This is a genomic window from Pseudomonas sp. PDM14, assembly GCF_014851905.1.
In the GTDB taxonomy this organism is placed as follows: Bacteria; Pseudomonadota; Gammaproteobacteria; order Pseudomonadales; family Pseudomonadaceae; genus Aquipseudomonas.
The window spans coordinates 2080548-2098089 of the sequence record NZ_JACVAQ010000001.1 but is presented as its reverse complement, the minus strand read 5'-3'; the positions used below and the strand labels follow the sequence as shown (position 1 = coordinate 2098089).

General features: G+C 60.9%; 11 protein-coding genes. 5 read left to right on the top strand and 6 right to left on the bottom strand.

Annotated features, from left to right (window positions below; translation table 11 throughout):
* Positions 1-6 precede the first annotated feature (6 nt).
* The 5 genes from atpD to glmS all read left to right on the top strand — a co-directional run bounded on the left by atpD (position 7) and on the right by glmS (position 6052).
* Positions 7-1383: a F0F1 ATP synthase subunit beta gene (gene atpD, locus IB229_RS09890; protein ID WP_192327668.1), complete on the top strand. Its 1377-nt coding sequence runs from the start codon at positions 7-9 to the stop codon at positions 1381-1383.
* Between the two features lie 42 nt (positions 1384-1425).
* Positions 1426-1851: a F0F1 ATP synthase subunit epsilon gene (locus IB229_RS09885; protein ID WP_192327665.1), complete on the top strand. Its 426-nt coding sequence runs from the start codon at positions 1426-1428 to the stop codon at positions 1849-1851.
* A gap of 111 nt (positions 1852-1962) precedes the next feature.
* The gene (gene glmU, locus IB229_RS09880) at positions 1963-3321 is read left to right on the top strand and encodes a bifunctional UDP-N-acetylglucosamine diphosphorylase/glucosamine-1-phosphate N-acetyltransferase GlmU (RefSeq protein ID WP_192327662.1); all 1359 of its coding nucleotides are present in this window, start codon (positions 1963-1965) and stop codon (positions 3319-3321) included.
* Positions 3322-3434: 113 nt separating this feature from the next.
* Positions 3435-4205: a DeoR/GlpR family DNA-binding transcription regulator gene (locus IB229_RS09875; protein ID WP_192327659.1), complete on the top strand. Its 771-nt coding sequence runs from the start codon at positions 3435-3437 to the stop codon at positions 4203-4205.
* 11 nt (positions 4206-4216) lie between these two features.
* Positions 4217-6052: a glutamine--fructose-6-phosphate transaminase (isomerizing) gene (gene glmS, locus IB229_RS09870; protein WP_192327656.1), complete on the top strand. Its 1836-nt coding sequence runs from the start codon at positions 4217-4219 to the stop codon at positions 6050-6052.
* Positions 6053-6173: 121 nt separating this feature from the next.
* Here the strand turns inward: glmS and IB229_RS09865 are convergent, their stop codons facing one another.
* From IB229_RS09865 to tssM, 6 genes are all read right to left on the bottom strand, one after another.
* A complete protein-coding gene (locus IB229_RS09865) occupies positions 6174-6962 on the bottom strand; it encodes a hypothetical protein (RefSeq protein WP_192327653.1) in 789 nt (262 codons plus the stop codon).
* Positions 6962-10090: a glycoside hydrolase family 19 protein gene (locus IB229_RS09860; protein ID WP_192327650.1), complete on the bottom strand. Its 3129-nt coding sequence runs from the start codon at positions 10088-10090 to the stop codon at positions 6962-6964. The genes IB229_RS09865 and IB229_RS09860 overlap by 1 nt, the downstream gene beginning before the upstream one ends.
* Before the next feature lie 61 nt (positions 10091-10151).
* Positions 10152-12308 carry a type VI secretion system tip protein VgrG gene (gene tssI / locus IB229_RS09855; protein ID WP_192327647.1) on the bottom strand — a complete coding sequence of 719 codons (2157 nt, stop codon included), beginning with the start codon at positions 12306-12308 and terminating at the stop codon, positions 10152-10154.
* Positions 12309-12321: 13 nt separating this feature from the next.
* Positions 12322-13284 carry a serine/threonine-protein kinase gene (locus tag IB229_RS09850; RefSeq protein ID WP_192327644.1) on the bottom strand — a complete coding sequence of 321 codons (963 nt, stop codon included), beginning with the start codon at positions 13282-13284 and terminating at the stop codon, positions 12322-12324.
* Complete coding sequence (locus IB229_RS09845) at positions 13281-14012, bottom strand: PP2C family protein-serine/threonine phosphatase (RefSeq protein WP_192327641.1); 732 nt, start codon at positions 14010-14012, stop codon at positions 13281-13283. Before IB229_RS09845 ends, IB229_RS09850 begins: the two co-directional genes overlap by 4 nt.
* Entirely contained in the window at positions 14012-17539 is a 3528-nt protein-coding gene (tssM, locus tag IB229_RS09840; protein WP_192327638.1) for a type VI secretion system membrane subunit TssM, read from the bottom strand. Before tssM ends, IB229_RS09845 begins: the two co-directional genes overlap by 1 nt.
* Positions 17540-17542: the final 3 nt, after the last annotated feature.

The following is a 17542-nucleotide window of genomic DNA, read 5'->3' as shown; positions in this document are numbered from 1 at the left end:
CCAAAGATGAGTAGCGGACGTATCGTTCAAATCATCGGCGCCGTTATCGACGTGGAATTCCCGCGTGATCAAGTGCCGAGTGTTTATGAAGCGCTGAAAGTAGTCGGCGCCGAAACCACCCTCGAAGTTCAGCAGCAGCTGGGCGACGGCGTGGTTCGCTCCATTGCGATGGGTTCGACCGAAGGCCTGAAACGCGGCCTGGACGTCACCCGTACCAACAAGGCCATCTCCGTACCGGTCGGTAAAGCGACCCTGGGCCGGATCATGGACGTGCTGGGCAACCCGATCGACGAAGCTGGCCCGATCGGCGAAGAAGAGCAGTGGGAAATCCACCGCCCTGCGCCGTCGTACGCCGAGCAAGCGGGCGGTAACGACCTGCTGGAAACCGGCATCAAGGTTATCGACCTGGTCTGCCCGTTCGCCAAGGGCGGTAAAGTCGGTCTGTTCGGTGGTGCCGGTGTCGGCAAGACCGTGAACATGATGGAACTGATCCGAAACATCGCCATGGAACACAGCGGTTATTCCGTGTTCGCTGGTGTGGGTGAGCGTACTCGTGAGGGTAACGACTTCTACCACGAGATGAAGGACTCCAACGTTCTCGACAAAGTGGCACTGGTCTACGGTCAGATGAACGAGCCGCCAGGCAACCGTCTGCGCGTGGCACTGACCGGCCTGACCATGGCCGAGAAGTTCCGTGACGAAGGCCGTGACGTTCTGCTGTTCGTCGACAACATCTACCGCTACACCCTGGCCGGTACCGAAGTATCCGCACTGCTGGGTCGTATGCCGTCCGCTGTGGGCTATCAGCCGACCCTGGCCGAGGAAATGGGCGTTCTGCAAGAGCGCATCACCTCCACCAAGAACGGTTCGATCACCTCGGTACAAGCCGTATACGTACCTGCGGACGACCTGACCGACCCGAGCCCGGCGACCACCTTCGCCCACTTGGACGCCACCGTCGTACTGTCGCGTGACATCGCCTCCCTGGGTATCTACCCGGCGGTCGATCCGCTCGACTCGACTTCGCGTCAGCTGGACCCGAACGTGATTGGCCAGGAGCACTACGACACCGCTCGCGGCGTTCAGTACGTGCTGCAGCGCTACAAAGAGCTGAAGGACATCATCGCGATCCTCGGCATGGACGAACTGTCGGAAGAAGACAAGCAGCTGGTATCCCGTGCTCGTAAGATCCAGCGCTTCCTGTCCCAGCCGTTCTTCGTGGCCGAAGTCTTCACCGGTTCGCCAGGCAAGTACGTTTCCCTGAAGGACACCATCGCTGGTTTCAGCGGCATCCTCAAAGGTGACTACGATCACCTGCCGGAGCAGGCGTTCTACATGGTTGGCGGCATCGAAGAAGCCATCGAGAAAGCCAAGAAACTGTAATCACCCGTGCGCCCGGCAACGGGCGCTTACGTGAGGCTAGATATGGCTATGACAGTCCATTGCGACATCGTCAGCGCAGAAGCGGAGATTTTCTCCGGTCTGGTCGAGATGGTAATCGCGCACGGCAACCTGGGTGATCTTGGTATCACTCCGGGCCACGCCCCGCTGATTACCGATCTCAAGCCGGGTCCTATCCGCCTGATCAAGCAAGGTGGGGAAGCCGAGGTGTTCTACATCTCCGGTGGTTTCCTCGAAGTGCAGCCGAACATGGTCAAGGTTCTCGCCGACACCGTGCAGCGTGCTGCCGATATCGACGAAGCTGCAGCCCAGGAGGCCCTCAAGGCCGCCGAGAAGGCCCTGAACGAGCAAGGCGCGGAGTTCGACTACGGTTCCGCGGCCGCTCACCTGGCCGAGGTCGCAGCCCAGCTGCGTACCGTGCAACAGCTGCGCAAGAAGTTCGGCGGTTAATCCACCGGCTTCATCGCAACGAAGTAAAAGGGTAGCCTTGGCTACCCTTTTTCTTTTCTGCCGTTTTTATCCACAGGTGGTCCTCCGCCTGTGCCCGTTCAGGATTCCGTCATGTCCCTCGATATCGTCATCCTCGCCGCCGGCCAGGGCACCCGCATGCGTTCGGCCCTGCCCAAGGTGCTGCATCCGGTTGCCGGCAAACCCATGCTCGGCCACGTCATCGATACTGCCCGCCAGCTTTCGCCGCGCAAGATTCACGTGGTGATCGGTCACGGCGCCGAGCTGGTACGCGATCGTCTGGCGGCTGACGATATCCACTTCGTGCTGCAGACCGAGCAGCTCGGCACCGGCCATGCCGTGGCCCAGGCACTGCCGGCGCTCGAAGCGGACAAGGTGCTGATCCTCTATGGCGACGTACCGCTGACCAAGGTGGAAACCCTCACCCGTCTGCTCAAGCAGGCCAACGAAAGCCAGCTCGGTCTGCTGACGGTCAACCTGGCTGACCCCACCGGCTATGGCCGTATCGTTCGCGATGCCAACGGCGTGGTCCAGGCGATCGTCGAGCACAAGGACGCCAGCGAGGCGCAGCGCGCCATCCGCGAAGGCAACACCGGCATTCTCGCCGTGCCGGGCAAGCGCCTCGGTGATTGGCTGGGCCGCCTGTCGAACAGCAATGCCCAAGGCGAGTATTACCTCACCGACGTCATCGCCATGGCCGTGGCCGACGGCCTGGTGGTGGCCACTGAGACCGCCCAGGACGAGATGGAAGTGCTGGGCGCCAACGACCGCATCCAGCTGTCGCAGCTCGAATGCCACTATCAGCAACGCATGGCCCGTCAGCTGATGGCCCAGGGCGTGACCCTGCTCGATCCGCATCGTTTCGATGTGCGTGGCGAGGTTACGGTCGGGCGTGACATCACCATCGACATCAACGTGATCCTCGAAGGCAAGGTCGTCATCGAAGATGACGTGCAGATCGGCCCCAACTGCGTAATCAAAAACAGCACGCTGCGCAAGGGTGCCATCGTCAAAGCCAACAGCCACCTGGAAGGTGCCGAACTGGGCGAGGGCGCCGATTGCGGCCCGTTCGCCCGTCTGCGCCCGGGTGCGGTGCTGGGGGCCAAGGCCCACGTCGGCAACTTCGTCGAGCTGAAGAACGCTGTCCTCGGCGAAGGCGCCAAGGCCGGTCATCTCAGCTACCTGGGCGATGCCGAGGTCGGTGCACGCACCAACATCGGCGCCGGCACCATCACCTGCAACTACGATGGCGCCAACAAACACCGCACGGTGCTGGGCGAAGACGTGTTCATCGGCTCCAACAGTTCCCTGGTGGCGCCGCTTACCCTGGGTGATGGCGCGACCACCGGCGCCGGCTCCACCGTGACTCAGGATGTAACGGCCAACACCCTGGCTGTGGGTCGAGCCAAGCAGCGCAATATCGAAGGCTGGAAGCGCCCGACCAAGAAGTAGGTCGGCTTCACTGAAAAGGCGGCTACACGCCGCCTTTTTTGCCTGTGCGGATTGACCTTTTTCTTTCGTTAGGTTTTTATTCGGCAACTTATCTTTCGAATCGAAACTTAACCATGTCGAAACGCAACACGCCGCAACGTCGCCATGCCGTCCTCGCCCTGCTTGATGTGCAGGGCGAAGTCAGTGTGGATGAGCTGGCCAAGCGTTTTGCCACCAGTGAAGTGACGATTCGCAAGGACCTCGCCGAGCTGGAAAAAAATGGCCTCCTGCTGCGCCGCTATGGTGGCGCAGTGCCGATGCCGCAGGAACTGATCGGCGAGCCCGCCCAGCCGGTTTCTCCTGGCAAACAGGCCATTGCCCGCGCCGCTGTTGGCTTGATTCGCGAGCATGCCCGCATCATCATCGACAGCGGCAGCACCACGGCGGCGATGATCGCTCAGCTTGGTCAGCAGCCTGGCCTCGTGGTGATGACCAACTCACTGAACGTGGCCAATGCCCTGCGTGACATCGAGCACGAACCCGTGCTGTTGATGACCGGCGGCACCTGGGATCCGCATTCCGAGTCCTTCCAGGGCCAGGTCGCCGAACAGGTGCTGCGCTCTTATGACTTCGACCAGCTGTTCATCGGCGCCGATGGCATCGACCTGCAGCGCGGCACCACCACCTTCAACGAGCTGCTCGGTCTGTCGCGGGTCATGGCCGAGGTGGCGCGCGAAGTCATCGTCATGGTCGAGAGCGACAAGGTCGGCCGCAAGATTCCCAATCTGGAACTGCCCTGGGGCAGCATCCATACCCTGATCACCGATGACCGCCTTAACGAACAGGCGGCGGAACAGATACGCGCGCGCGGGGTGAACCTGATCCTCGCCGCGGCGCAACCCTGAGGAGAACGAGCATGTGTGGCATCGTTGGCGCCGTCGCCGAACGCAACATCACCCCGATCCTGGTCGAAGGCCTCAAGCGCCTCGAATACCGTGGCTATGACAGCGCCGGCGTTGCTGTCTTCGATCTCGCCGGCCAGCTACAGCGCCGTCGCCGTGTCGGCAAGGTCGCCGAACTGGAACAGGCCTTGGCCGGCGAGCCGCTCAATGGCCACCTGGGCATCGCCCATACACGCTGGGCCACCCACGGCGTGCCGAGCGAGCGCAACGCCCACCCGCACTTCTCCGGTGAAGAGCTGGCAGTGGTGCACAACGGCATCATCGAAAACCACGAAGCCCTGCGTGAACGCCTCAAGGGCCTGGGCTACGTGTTCACCTCGGAAACCGACACCGAGACCATTGTCCACCTGCTGCACCACAAGCTCGCCGAACTGGGCGACCTGACCACCGCACTCAAGGCCGCCGTGCCGGAACTGCATGGCGCCTATGGCCTGGCCGTGATCAGCGCCAAGCAGCCGGACCGCATCCTCGCCGCGCGCAGTGGCAGCCCGCTGGTGATCGGCCTCGGCCTGGGCGAGAACTTCCTCGCCTCCGACCAGCTCGCGCTGCGTCAGGTCACCGACCGCTTCGTCTACCTGGAAGAAGGCGACATCGCCGAGATCCACCGCGATAGCCTGCAGATCTGGGACGTCGCCGGTCAGCCGGTGCAGCGTGAAGCCGTGCAGTACCACGAAGGCGCCGAAGCCGCCGACAAGGGCGAGTACCGCCACTTCATGCTCAAGGAAATCCACGAGCAGCCCAAGGTCGTGCAGCGCACCCTGGAAGGCCGCCTCGGCAACGATCACGTCATGGTCCAGGCCTTCGGCCCGCAAGCTGCCGAGCTGTTCGCCAAGATTCGCAACGTGCAGATCGTCGCCTGCGGTACCAGCTTCCACGCCGGCATGGTTGCCCGCTACTGGCTCGAAGCCCTGGCCGGTATTCCCTGCCAGATCGAAGTCGCCAGCGAGTTCCGCTACCGCAAGGTCGTGGTGCAGCCCGACACCCTGTTCGTCACCATCTCCCAGTCCGGCGAAACCGCCGACACCCTGGCCGCCCTGCGCAACGCCAAGCAGGCCGGCTACTTGGCCAGCCTGGCCATCTGCAACGTCGGCACAAGCTCCCTGGTACGTGAATCCGACCTCACCCTGCTGACCCAGGCCGGCCCGGAAATCGGCGTCGCCTCGACCAAGGCCTTCACCACCCAACTGGTCGGCCTGCTCCTGCTTACCCTCGCCATCGGCCAGGCACGCAACACCCTCGAAGCCGGTGTCGCCGCCGAACTGGTCGAAGAGCTGCGCCGCCTGCCCACCCGCCTGGGCGAAGCCCTGGCCATGGACAAGACCGTCGAGAAAATCGCCGAGCTGTTCGCCGAAAAACACCACACCCTGTTCCTCGGCCGTGGTGCGCAATACCCGGTGGCCATGGAAGGCGCGCTCAAGCTCAAGGAAATTTCCTACATCCACGCCGAAGCCTACCCGGCCGGCGAACTCAAGCACGGCCCGCTGGCCCTGGTGGACAGCGACATGCCCGTCGTCACCGTGGCGCCGAACAACGAACTGCTGGAAAAGCTCAAATCCAACCTGCAGGAAGTCGCCGCGCGCGGCGGCCAACTGATCGTCTTCGCCGACGAGAAAGCCGGGATGAGCAACGGCGAAGGTACCCACGTGGTGAACATGCCGCACATCCACGACGTACTGGCACCGATCCTCTACACCTTGCCGCTGCAACTGTTGTCGTACTACGTGGCAGTGTTCAAGGGCACCGATGTCGATCAGCCACGTAACTTGGCTAAGAGCGTGACGGTGGAGTAAGTCGTAAGGGTGAGATAAAAAAGCGGGCCAATGCACGCTTTTTATTGTGCTCTGGTTTCGTCACTCCGCGATAAATAAATTAAGCAGAGAATCTTCAACGTATTTGGATTTACGTGCTTACTCAATAAGTTGTTGATATTGATTTTAGTTCTGTAGGTATTTCATATTGCTTGCCGTTGTATTGAATGGTGAATTTGCGGCTGTTAATGTATTTGTTGAGTTCTATGCATGCCCCTTGTTTGTCATAAGCTAAAATTTCTTTGGTTTTTATAGTTACGATCAGTTTGTTCTTTTTATTTTTTATTTTTGGGGAAATGGCTATAGTTGAATATTTATTTTCCCCTTTAAAACCACAAAATCCATCCCCTTCACCATTATAAGTTGAGGTCACGAGCCCACTGACTACCTTCTCTATTTTTTGGTTTTTTGGAACATACAGATTTATGAATTCTTCTTGGAATGGGTTTGCTCTAGATTGATTTTGTTGAAAAATTCTTACGCCGAATGCAATTTCCTCGGGAGATATTCTGTATGTTGCCGTGTCAATAGATAGTGACTTTGGTTCAATAGCATCTATCGTCACTATTTTAGTTTCGTTGACTAGGCTTTCTATAGCTCCTGTTTTAGAGTTGACAATGGCGATGGCCATGCCGAGATAGTTTTCTTCTGACTCCCCAATTTTCTTTGTGTGGCCGTAGGGCTGTAACAGCACGGATTTACCATTTTGGGAAGGCCAGATCTTGCAGTTGGGCGGTATTATCAAAAAATCAATATCGCCTTGTATGTTTTCGGATCCAAGAGTTATTTGTATATTTCTTTTCAATTCAGCTAGGGCCGGGTCTGTATTGAAACAAGAGAATGCGCTTGTGCAAAATAAAGAAGTTATAAAAAAAATAAAGTGGCGTGCCATTAATTGAATTCCTTGAAAGTACCATTATTTATAATGTTGTTCATGTGCTCGCGCCTTTCACCGTAGCTGCTTGTGTACTGATTTATTATTGCAGTTACTGCATTAGTTTTTGTGTCTATGTTTTCTGAGGTGGTGGTGTCGGCAATTTCATATAAATTGTAGCGCAGCCAGAAAAATACCCCCGCTCTTATGCCGTAAAACATCTCTCCTAGTAGTTCTGGATTTTCTACAAAATTGACATTCTCACCTGGCCAAAGCAATGAATACTTATTGTGAAAGTCAGAATAGTTAAATTTACCTGTAGTCTGTTTAAGGCCTCTACCTTTGTATTTCCAGCCATCTCCGCTTTCAATACTTCCATTACCAAGTGAAACGTTTCCGTTGACACCGTTATAGGCTCGATTCGCTATTGCTTCTTGGTTTGCTGGATGTTGGCTCGATCTTCCATAATCATGTGCTTCAGCCGGATGGTGTAAGAAGTAGCTAAATGTAGATATCAAGCCAGCCGGCGCGTAGTTAAATGATTCCGTTAGGCTGAATTTTAAACCTACCTCAGTTCTAACTTGTGCAAAAAAGTGAGATAGACGATACATCGTGTTGAGTTTGTATTCTTCCAAGTATGGATTTAGATTGTCGGCTAATTCTTGTAGGGTTTCATCAGAAACAAAAGTGCTAGTCCATATTGTTCGCAACATTTCTACGGTGACTTTCTTATTTTTATTTGTGCGGAAATTAGTTGAAATTACGATAGGGTTAAAGTGCCACACCTTCCCATTAGCATTTAGCCTCTGCCTATCTGCCAACTCTACCCACCAACTCAGCTTTTCAATTCGCTGTTTCTCTTTCTCCCAGTCTAGATTTGGTTCTCCGGGAGTGTGTGACATTAACGGATCAAGCTCATTCCATTTGGCAGAGTTCGAGAGCCACTCGCTCTCGTAGTGAGTGATAAGCAAAGAGAGCTGTTGGGCCAGCCAAGGCTTGCTGAGAGCTTTTTTGATTTCGGCAGGAGTGAGTTTTTTATCGCGCACGCCAGCAGCGTCAGGCTGATCGATTATTTCAAATAGCTGTTTGAACAGCGCCCCGCGTTCGGCTTCATCGATTTGTGCTGCGTAGCTCTGGGTTTCTTCGGTTGAGAGGGCCCCTTGCGCGCCTAGGGTTTGCGCCTGCTGGCCGACAATGGATGTTGCGTCCTCTATCTGGCTGAAGCCAGGCCATTCCCAGGGGGAATGCTCAGTAACGATGAGGTCGGCCTCGGGTACCCAGCCGGAGATTTCATGCCCGGCGGTGTTGGCGACAGTCACGTACCACCAACGGGTTTTCTCGGTATTCGCGTCGACGGCCTTGTGGGCGGTGCTGAGATCGTTCCAGGAGGCTTTGCTGAGGATGCGTTCGAAGCCGCACGCGGGGCCATCTGTTGCCTGGCTCAGGGGAAAGCTATTCCACGCATCCAGAGTACTGCTGGTACTGGCACGCTGACCCTGAGCATTGAGTGCGCTGCGCTTAACCCAAACAGGGGTATTCAGCTTCACTCCAATCTTGCGCATTGGGCGTCCGGGGGAAATGCTCCCACTGACGTAGGGCTGTGGATCAGTACCATCAGCCAGATAGGTTTCCATCAGGAAGTCGACCTGATCTGGCAGTTCGCTTACATCAATACCGTGTGCGCCGGCGATGGTGTTTTTTTGGCTGGCATCTAACGGGTACTGCTTGCTGCCATAGGTACCTAGGTCGCTCTTGTTGACCTTCAATATGACGTACGGCTGTACCTTGGCCCAGCAACCTTCAGTTGGAGAGTCGGCCGCGGTTTTCGCGTCAGCGCCACTCGCGATCTGGCTATCTGCTGCTATGGGCTGGATGACCGTAGATCCTTTGTGAATCTTGATCAGAGTCTTCTGTTCTGCGGGCAAGCCTTCTGTCCATACTCTGCTCTGGCTGATAAAAGCTGGTACGTCATCACAGCTGAATACCTCCAGGTGCAGCATCGATCGGGGGCTGCTGTCGTCGATATTCTGGTACTGGCCGATATGGCCGATGAGCTCACCCGCCTTGATCGCTACGGGTTGATCCAGCACCACCACGCTGCCGTCGTGGGCTTTGGGTTCATGGGTGATCTCCAGTGAGTCAAGCCAGACAAAACCCGGGAGATTGCCGCTGCTGTCTGCGGGAAGCGGGGGGACAGCTGTGCCGCTGACAATTCCCACCAGCTTGCGGTATTTACCGGCTGCCCCTTCGTTGCTGATACGTAGTTGTGTGCCTCTAGGCAGCAGGGCGAGGATGTCACCGTGTACAGTTGCCGAGCGCACATTCAAGCCTTGCTGAACTGGCGCGATGGGATCTTTGGCGCCCTCACTGATGAGGTAGCGATTGCTACCCAGGCTTTTCATTTCATCCTTGTAAGCCCAGCAGTTTCCTGGCTCCAGTCCTGCAATGGCTGGGCCGATGCTGGCCAGTTTCAGCCAGCCGGCATGCTCGTTATCAGGCCCGTCAGCCGCCTCGACGATGGTGCCGCGCGGCAGTGTCGCCAGGATATTCTCGTACTCTGAACGATGTGGATCGGTAGAGGGGACCTTGTAGTGGGCCCGCACATTCAAACCTAGCAACTTGTCGGGAGCGTCTGCCTTTACTTTGCACAGTCCGTCAGCCCAGAAGCTGGGGCGCGGCAAGGCAGGTTGGGCTTGGTAACTAGCCCAATCTTGCAGGTGCATATACAGGCTGTAAAAGGTTAGTACTGGAGCACAGGCGACTGCCTCTGTGGCTTGCTCAACGGGTTTTGGTGGCAATTCCAGGCGGTGTTTGACCAGTACAAAGCCGGTGGAGAAGGGCAGGAGTACCGCTGTTGGACCCTCTCCATATTGGGTGGCGGGATAGTGCTCGTCGATGCGATAGGCGATCACTTCGCCATCGGCGATGCAGCGTACGTCCGATTGATCGAGCACAGCTCCTGTCGCCTCATCGAAATGCACGCCGCCGTGCCAGTTGCCGCTTGCCCCCATCGGATAGAAACCATCTTTGGCCTGAGCCAGAGCCGCGTAGTAAATCTCGGGGTTGGCGATGTCCTTGCTAGCCGTTCCGTCGGCGCCCTTGAGCTTGAATGGAAATGCCCAGTTGATTGGTTTGTGTTCTGCCATGGTGATTTGACCCGATTCCGTTCCTTGGTGGCATGTTGGTTAGCCGCATGCCTGGTCCTGATTAGCTGGAGAAGTTGAGCATCCGCTTCGGTTGCTGTTTTAGGTTGCTCAGACTGTTTCCTAGGCCTCCATCCAACAAATTCCCCGCCTTATCCGCATCCGCTGCGCCCGGTAGTACCGGTGGCTTGATCGCGATACCCGAACCAACACCCGGCGCTCCACCGGCGTTGATCCTGGCCAGCGGACCCACCAGGGTGATGCCGCTCGGATCTAGTTTGATAAAGCTGCCGCCCGCCTTGAGGGTGATCTCTAGGCCGGCTTCGATGACCAGTTTCTGCCCGGCCTTGAGGTGGATTTCCCGACCGGTTTCGGTTAGTTGGGCAGTGCCGAGTTGGAGATGCTGGTTGTGCACAACGGTGAGGTGATCATCGGTGCGCACCTCCACCCTGCGGTCGGCGTGGGTGGTGCGGTGTTCCTCGGCTTGCAGCTCGGTGTAGCTGTTGGCTTCCACCGTAGTGTGGCGCTCGTGGCCAACGCGGATTTTCTGGTCGTGCTCGATGTTCTCGTCCCAGTCTTTCTGCGCGTGCACATAGATCTGTTCCTGGCCCGTGCGGTCCTCGATGCGCAGTTCGTTGTAGCCGCCACCGCCGGGTGAGCTGAGGGTTTTAAATACGCTGCGGGTCATGTTGGCCGGTAAATCGTAGGGGACCACGTGTTCGGTGTGGTACAGGCAACCGGTCACCAGCGGCTGGTCGGGATCACCTTCGAGGAAGGTGACCAGCACTTCCATGCCGACCCGTGGGATGGCGATGCCGCCGTAGCGGTCGCCGGCCCAGCTGGAGGACACGCGCAGCCAGCAACTGCTCCTGTCGTCGGCGTTGCCTTCACGGTCCCAGTGGAACTGCACCTTGATCCGGCCGTGTTGGTCGCAGTGGATTTCCTCCCCGGGCGGACCGGTGACCACAGCTGTCTGGCTGCCCAGCACCCGGGGTTTGTGGTGTTTCAGGGCAGGGCGATAGACCTGCTGCCAGGGGGTGGCGGTGAATCGGTTGCGGTAGCCTTGGTGGAAATCTTCGGAGTTTCCTGGCGCACCCTCACCCCCGGCCCCTCTGGACTCGCCACGTCCCTGTGGCTCGGCCTGCGGCCAGCCAGCGCTGCCTAAATCGGCTGTCCTGCCCATTTGTCCGGGGGGAGAGGGGAGTTGTCCTTCGAGGAAGCTGGTTACCGCTTCTTCCAGCACCTGCGGCTGCTTGCCTTCGTGGATCACCTCCTGCAGCAACCACAGGTCGTTCCAGGCTCGCTTCGGATGGTCGGAAATTTCCAGCAGATGGCCGCTGACCAGTTTGAGCTGGTCGCTGTGGCCTTCGGCCAGTTGGTAATCGGCGCGATGGCGTTCCAGCGCGCGCTGGCTGAGGTGCTTGCCGCGGCCGCGGTCGGTGTAGCGGCCGGGGTAGTCGTAGTCTTCCAGGTCGGGTTTGAATTCACTCTTGGCACCGGCTTCGAGGAGCAGGCGCGGTTTCTCGAAGTCGTAGTCGCGGCGGGTGACGCGGCTGGTGCGGGTGGCCAGGCGCAGGCCGAAGCGCTTGATCACCGGCTCGTCGGCGACCAGGCCACTGTCCTGCACATAGGCCGTGGGTTGGCCCAGGCGCGGGAAGCTGGTCTGGTCGTCGCCGAATACCAGCACATGACCCTGGCCGCTGTGTTCGAAGTGGTAATGCAGGCCTTCTTCCTCGCACAAGCGCTGGACGAAGTGCAGGTCCGTCTCGTCGTACTGCACGCAGTAGTCGCGTTGTGGATAAACCGTCGGACCGAGCTGGAAGCGGTAGCTGCCAGCGAGGATGCCGTGTTCTTCCAGCACCCTGGCGATGATCTGCGGCACGCTCAGGTGCTGGAAGATGCGCTGGTTATAGCGCTGCGCCAGCCAGGCCAGCCTGGGCTGCAGCGTCAGGCAGTAGCAGGTCAGGCGCTTGCCCGATTCACCCTGGGCAGCGGCATGCACCAGGCCATGGATGCCGCTGCCGCCTGGGTCGAAGGCGAGAAATGCCGCCTGACCGAGTAGCGCCTGCAGGTCCAGATCGGCGCGTTCACTGATCACGTCGACCTCGAATCTGTAGGGTTGGTCGAGGGCTTCACGGCCCTTGAACTGGAGCACCTGCAGGTCGTGTTCGAGACTGTCCAGGGTCAGGCTGAAGTGGGTCTGGTTGGCGGAATTGAACATGCTGACGTCCTTGTCAGAGGGCGGGCCTGCGGCGCAGCCACTGCGGCAGTCGCGAAGCACGGGGTTGGCGAAAGGCCTGCAACAGGTCTGGCAGGCTGCCGCGCTGAGCGGGATCGAAAGCCAGCGCAGCGCGTAGCGCCAGCCAGGCGGCACGGGGCAGATCGGCAGGGGCGTGCAGCGGCAACTCCATCGCCTTGGCCTGTTTGGCGCTCTGTCGGCGGAAAGGGTGTTGGCCGCTGCACAGCTCGTAGATCACGCAGGCCACCGCGTAGACATCGGCAGTCGCGCTGAGCGGGGCGCCGTCGAGCAGCTCGGGGGCGGCGTAGCGCGCCGTCCAGGCGGCGAAGCGTTGGCGTGCCAGGCGCGGCAGGCCGCTGAGAAAGCCTTCGCGGGCTTGGCCCAGGCCGAAATCGAACAGGCGTACGTCGTCATCGCCGAGCATCAGATTGCTCGGCTTGAGGTCGCCGTGCAGCACGCCCTGGCCATGGGCATGCTGCAGCGCTTCGAGCAGGCTGAGCGCGACCAGGCGCGCTTGTGGCCAGGGCAGGCCGCTGGGGTATTGCAGCAGCACGTTGTCCAATGTGCAGCCGCCGAGCAGCTCCATGGTGATGAAGGCACGCTGACTGTCGTGGTCGATCTCGAAACTGTAGAAGCGCACCAGATGGCGCTGGTTGAGGCGCGCCGTCAGGGCGAACTCGCTGTAGAGCAGCGCGCTGGCATCCGGGTATTCGGCGAAGTCTTCGCTGAGGATCTTCAGCGCCACGCAGGGCTGTGGCTCGCCGAACTGCTCGCGCAACAGATCGCGCGCCCGGTACACCGCGCCCATGCCACCGACACCGAGCAGTCGCTCGATGCGATAGCGCCCGCACAGCACCTCGGGCAGGTCCTTGGGCAGGGGGCGGGAGGTCCGTGGCGAGCGCTCAGCCATGGTCGTCAGGTCGGCAGCTTCGCGGGCCGCGAGTGGCGCATTGCTCATCGGTTGATCACCACAGCGCTGAGGTTGTCGCGGGCACTGCCCTGCAAGGCGACGTCGAACAGACGCTGCAGGGCCAGCAGCGGGCTGGGCCGCAACAGCGCGGCGCTCAGTTCGTTGTGGTCGAGCTCTTGGTAGAGGCCGTCGCTGCACAGCAGAAACACGTCGCCGGGCAGACTTTCCAGTTCGAGGATGTCCAACTGCAGGTCTTCGCTGGCGCCAATCGCCCGGGTCAGTGCCTGGGCGCCGGGATGATTGGCGGCCTCTGCCGCACTCAGTCCACGTTCGGTGATTAGTTGCTGTTGCAGCGAATGGTCGCGGCTGAGCTGGAACAACTGGCGCCCGCGCAGCAGGTAACAGCGGCTGTCGCCGACCCAGACGCAGACCACGCGGCTGCTTTCGGCGAGCAGCGCCACCACCGTGCTGCCGACCAGCAGATCCGGCGTTTCGCTGGTCAGTGTCAGGCCCAGGCAGAGGTGTCGGTTGAGCCGATGCAGGCACTGGCGCAACGCTTCCAGGCGGTCATCGAAATCACCATCGGCAGGCAGCTCGGCCAGGCTTTCGACGATCAGGCGGCTGGCCAGGTCGCCGCTCTGGTGCCCGCCCATGCCATCGGCAACCACCCACAGGCCCTGTTGCGGCAGGTCGAGAAAGGCATCCTCGTTGCGCGCGCGCACCTTGCCGGTATCGGTGCGCGCGGCGCTGTGCCAGAGGCGTTGACGAACCTGCATCAGAGCGCCGCCGGCAGCTTGAAGTCGCGCAGCAGGGCGACATCGAAGGGATTGGGCGAGCGCTGGCTGTGCAACAGGTACTTGGCCTGCAAGCCGTTGAGGTTGGCCTTGAGCAGCAGCACGTCGCGGCCGCTGTGGTTCTCCACCTGCATCAGGTCGAGCAGGCGGAACAGCGACCAGGGCCCGCTGTTCTTCTCGATACCGACACGCCGCCCGCCCTGTTCCTCGAGGACCAGGCTGCTGCTTTCGCTGTCGCCTTCGCTGGGCCAGCGGAACGCGGTGGCGACGATGGGGCCATGACGGTATTCCATCTGCTGGCCGCCGACACGGAAGTCAGCGCGGTTGAGGCTGTAGTCGAGGGCAAACGGCTCCAGCTTGAACAGCACCAGTGGCTCCGCCGGGTTCTCGGCGAAGAAGCTGCGGCGGATGGTCTGGGTGTGGTTCATCTGCGTAAGGAAATCCGCCGACAACGGCAGGACCCGGCCGTCCATGCGCCGCAGCTGATAGCCGCCGTCGCTGTCGCTGACGAAGTCCTTGAGATAGCGCTCGACGAAGGCGTCGGCCACGCCGTTGGCCTTGAAGAATTCGCGGAAGTCGGCGATGGCCACGTCGCTGTCGCTCTTCGCGCTGAACGGGTAGCGCTTGCGCAGCGAGGTCTTGTAGAACGCGTAAAGCTCGTTGTGATAACGCTTGTTCAGGTAGCCATAGGCGTCGCCCAGGACCAGTTGCCAGCTGTCGTCGGCGATCAGCGTCAGCCAGTTGCCTACCGGTTGCGGCAGCCGCGCGGCGTTGCTACGCACCCGGTTGATCGCATCCGGCTGGCCGGCCATGCGTGCCTTGGCCATCTCGAAGGCAGCCTGCTGCGGCGCGCTGGCGTGACCGATGCCATTGAGCTGCAGCTGCAGGGCGTCCAGTGCCTGCAGGGTGGCGGCCAGCTCCGGGCCGGCGCCGCTGTTGTCGTCGAGCAGGCGGTGCAGCGGCTCGAAGCGGCGTTGCAGAGCGCGGCGCGCGGTATCCGGCAAGCTCTTGGCAACCGCATCGAGTCCTTTGCCGGCCGCGGCTGCGGCGAGCTGGCCCTTCTTGCCCAGGCGGAAGTCGGCCTGTTCGGTATGCTCGTCGAGCTGGTCGGCCGCCGAGGCCAATTGGTCGAAGCGGGTGTTGTCGCGCACCTCCACGAGGACCTGCAGCAACGGCGAGTTGGCCGCGGTCAGGGCGGTGAGCTGGACGATGCCCTGGGCTGTATTGCCGATCGGCTCCAGGCCCAGCTGGGCGATGGCGTCACCCCAGTGGTTGGCGTAGTCGCGAAAATACAGCTGCTCCAGTTCGACCATCAGGCGGCCAAGGTCGCGCTCGCTGAGGTCGTTGCCTTCGCCCAGCACCCAGTTGTCGCTGAGCAGGCCACGGACCAGGCCGAAGCCCTGGGTGATGAAGAACTGCTGATAACCCTTTTGCGTATACAGCCCGGGGATCACGTAGTCGCTGCCGAGGAACAGCGTGGCCTGGCCGCCCAGCGCTTGGGCCAGGCGGTGATCGGGCAGGCTGCGGGCCTCGTCGCGGAGCATTCGGTAGACCACCTTGGCCAGGGACTCGCTGCGCAGGATCTGCCGCGCCTCGGCTACCAGCGGCTCGTTCAGCGGATAGGCGCTGAACGGCTCGGCGAGCAGGCGCTGGAAGTGGCGGCTGAGACCCTTCTGCGTGCTGTCGTCGCCGGCGTAGCGCAACGACCAGTCGGCCGCCATCCATTCCTGCAGGAAGGTCGCTTCACGGCGCTCTTGCAGATTGAGCATCAGGTAGGCGCGCAGGCTGCCGAGCAGCAGTTCGCGGTCGTCGCGATTGGCGCGAATCTGCGCTTCCAGCTGCCGTGCCACACGGGGCAGCAGTTCCTGCTCCAGGCTGCGGCGGTAGGCCGCGGCGAGCTGCGGTTGCACCTGCGGGCCCTGGTACAGACCGCCGCGTTCGAGCGGTGAGGCGGCCATGGCAGGCGCGAACACCTGGGTCGCGGCGTAGCTGTCATCGAGCAGCGGCAGGGCCTGTTGCGCATCGTCCTGGCTGCCCAGGCCTTCGGCCTTGCGCGTCAGCTGCAGGGCGAGGTCGCGCAGCTGTTCGAGGCGCGCGTGGTTGGCCGAATAGGCCGTGCCCCAGAGCAGGCCGCAGAGCACCAGGCAGGCGGCAGCACCGGCGTAGAACGCACGCTGGCGCCAGTCGATGCGGCGCAGCTCCTGGTCGTCCAGCCCGGCCAATTCGGCTTCGGGGAAGATCACCCGGCTGAGCAGTTGATGAATGAAGCGCGCGCGGCCGCTGCGGTAGGTGGGCAGGGTGCTGCCGGCCAGGCCGAGGTGGCGGCCGATTTCCGCGGTGCTCGGTTCGAGGCTGTCCTGCAGGTGCGGCGCGCTGGTCAGGTAGAAGCCGCGCAACTGGCTGGCGCGCTGGTAGCGGTTGCCGCTGAAGGCCAGTTCCACCAGCAGACACAGCCGCTCGCCGAGCTGGCCTAGCTGGTGCGGGAAGTCGAGGATGCGCCCGCGGCGCTGGGTGTCGCGCTCCTGATGGATGCGCAGGATCACCTGGCTGTTGAGACGGCGCAGCAGCTCCTCGAATTCCTGGCGGACCACGGCGGCGTCGGTGCCCTGCTGTTCCTTGCGAAAGCTGGCGCCGAGCACCTGATCGCTTTCCTCGCGGCTGAGCTGGTCGAAGAACTCGTCGAAGCCGATGACCTTGTCGGCCTTGCTCAGCACCAGGTACACCGGCACCTCGACGCGCAGTTCGGCGTGCAGCTCGTGCAGGCGCTGGCGCACCTGGCGGGCGAAGGTTTCCAGCTCCAGTTCGTTGGCATACAGCAGGGTGTCGACCGGAATGCTCACCAGCACGCCGTTGAGTGGCCGGCTGCGGCGCTTGCCGAGCAGGCGCAGCAGGGTGTGCCAGGCGCTGCCGTCGACGGCGGCGTCAGGCTGGGTCAGGTAGCGCCCGGCGGTATCGAGTAGCACGGCGTGGTCGGCGAAATACCAGTCGCAATAGCGGGTGCCGCCGACGTTGCGGGTCATGCGCTCGGTATCGCCGCTCAGCGGAAAATCCAGCCCGGAGAAATCCAGCAAGCTGGTCTTGCCGCTGCCTTCGGGGCCGAGCAGCAGGTACCAGGGCAACTCGTTACGCCACCTCTCGCTGCGCCCGCGATACAGGCTGGAGGTGCGCAGGGTACGCAGCGCCTGCTTGAAGCGGCTGCGCAGCTCGGCCTGCTCGTCGCCGATCAGGCCATCGCGGCGCAGTCGCTCCTGGGCGTCGATGTCGTCGGCCTCGCGCTTTCTGCGCACGCCGGCGCGCCAGCCGACGAAGACCATGGCCAGGCCCCAGACCAGAAACAGCAGGCTGATGCTGATCAGGCGGCTCTCGGTGGGTGCCCAGAACTTGTGCTCGGCGACCGCCAGCAACGGCCCGACGAACCACACCAGCAGCGTCGCGACCAACACCAGGCACAGGCTCCAGACCCAGGTCTGGCGGAAGAGCACCGCGGTTTTCTTGAGAAAGTCCTTCATCTC

Bases quoted from the DNA above. Each gene is read 5' to 3' on its own strand.
- atpD (WP_192327668.1), top strand. From the start codon at position 7: ATGAGTAGCGGACGTATCGTTCAAATCATCGGCGCCGTTATCGACGTG.
- IB229_RS09885 (WP_192327665.1), top strand. From the start codon at position 1,426: ATGGCTATGACAGTCCATTGCGACATCGTCAGCGCAGAAGCGGAGATT.
- glmU (WP_192327662.1), top strand. From the start codon at position 1,963: ATGTCCCTCGATATCGTCATCCTCGCCGCCGGCCAGGGCACCCGCATG.
- IB229_RS09875 (WP_192327659.1), top strand. From the start codon at position 3,435: ATGTCGAAACGCAACACGCCGCAACGTCGCCATGCCGTCCTCGCCCTG.
- glmS (WP_192327656.1), top strand. From the start codon at position 4,217: ATGTGTGGCATCGTTGGCGCCGTCGCCGAACGCAACATCACCCCGATC.
- IB229_RS09865 (WP_192327653.1), bottom strand. From the start codon at position 6,962: ATGGCACGCCACTTTATTTTTTTTATAACTTCTTTATTTTGCACAAGC.
- IB229_RS09860 (WP_192327650.1), bottom strand. From the start codon at position 10,090: ATGGCAGAACACAAACCAATCAACTGGGCATTTCCATTCAAGCTCAAG.
- tssI (WP_192327647.1), bottom strand. From the start codon at position 12,308: ATGTTCAATTCCGCCAACCAGACCCACTTCAGCCTGACCCTGGACAGT.
- IB229_RS09850 (WP_192327644.1), bottom strand. From the start codon at position 13,284: ATGAGCAATGCGCCACTCGCGGCCCGCGAAGCTGCCGACCTGACGACC.
- IB229_RS09845 (WP_192327641.1), bottom strand. From the start codon at position 14,012: ATGCAGGTTCGTCAACGCCTCTGGCACAGCGCCGCGCGCACCGATACC.
- tssM (WP_192327638.1), bottom strand. From the start codon at position 17,539: ATGAAGGACTTTCTCAAGAAAACCGCGGTGCTCTTCCGCCAGACCTGG.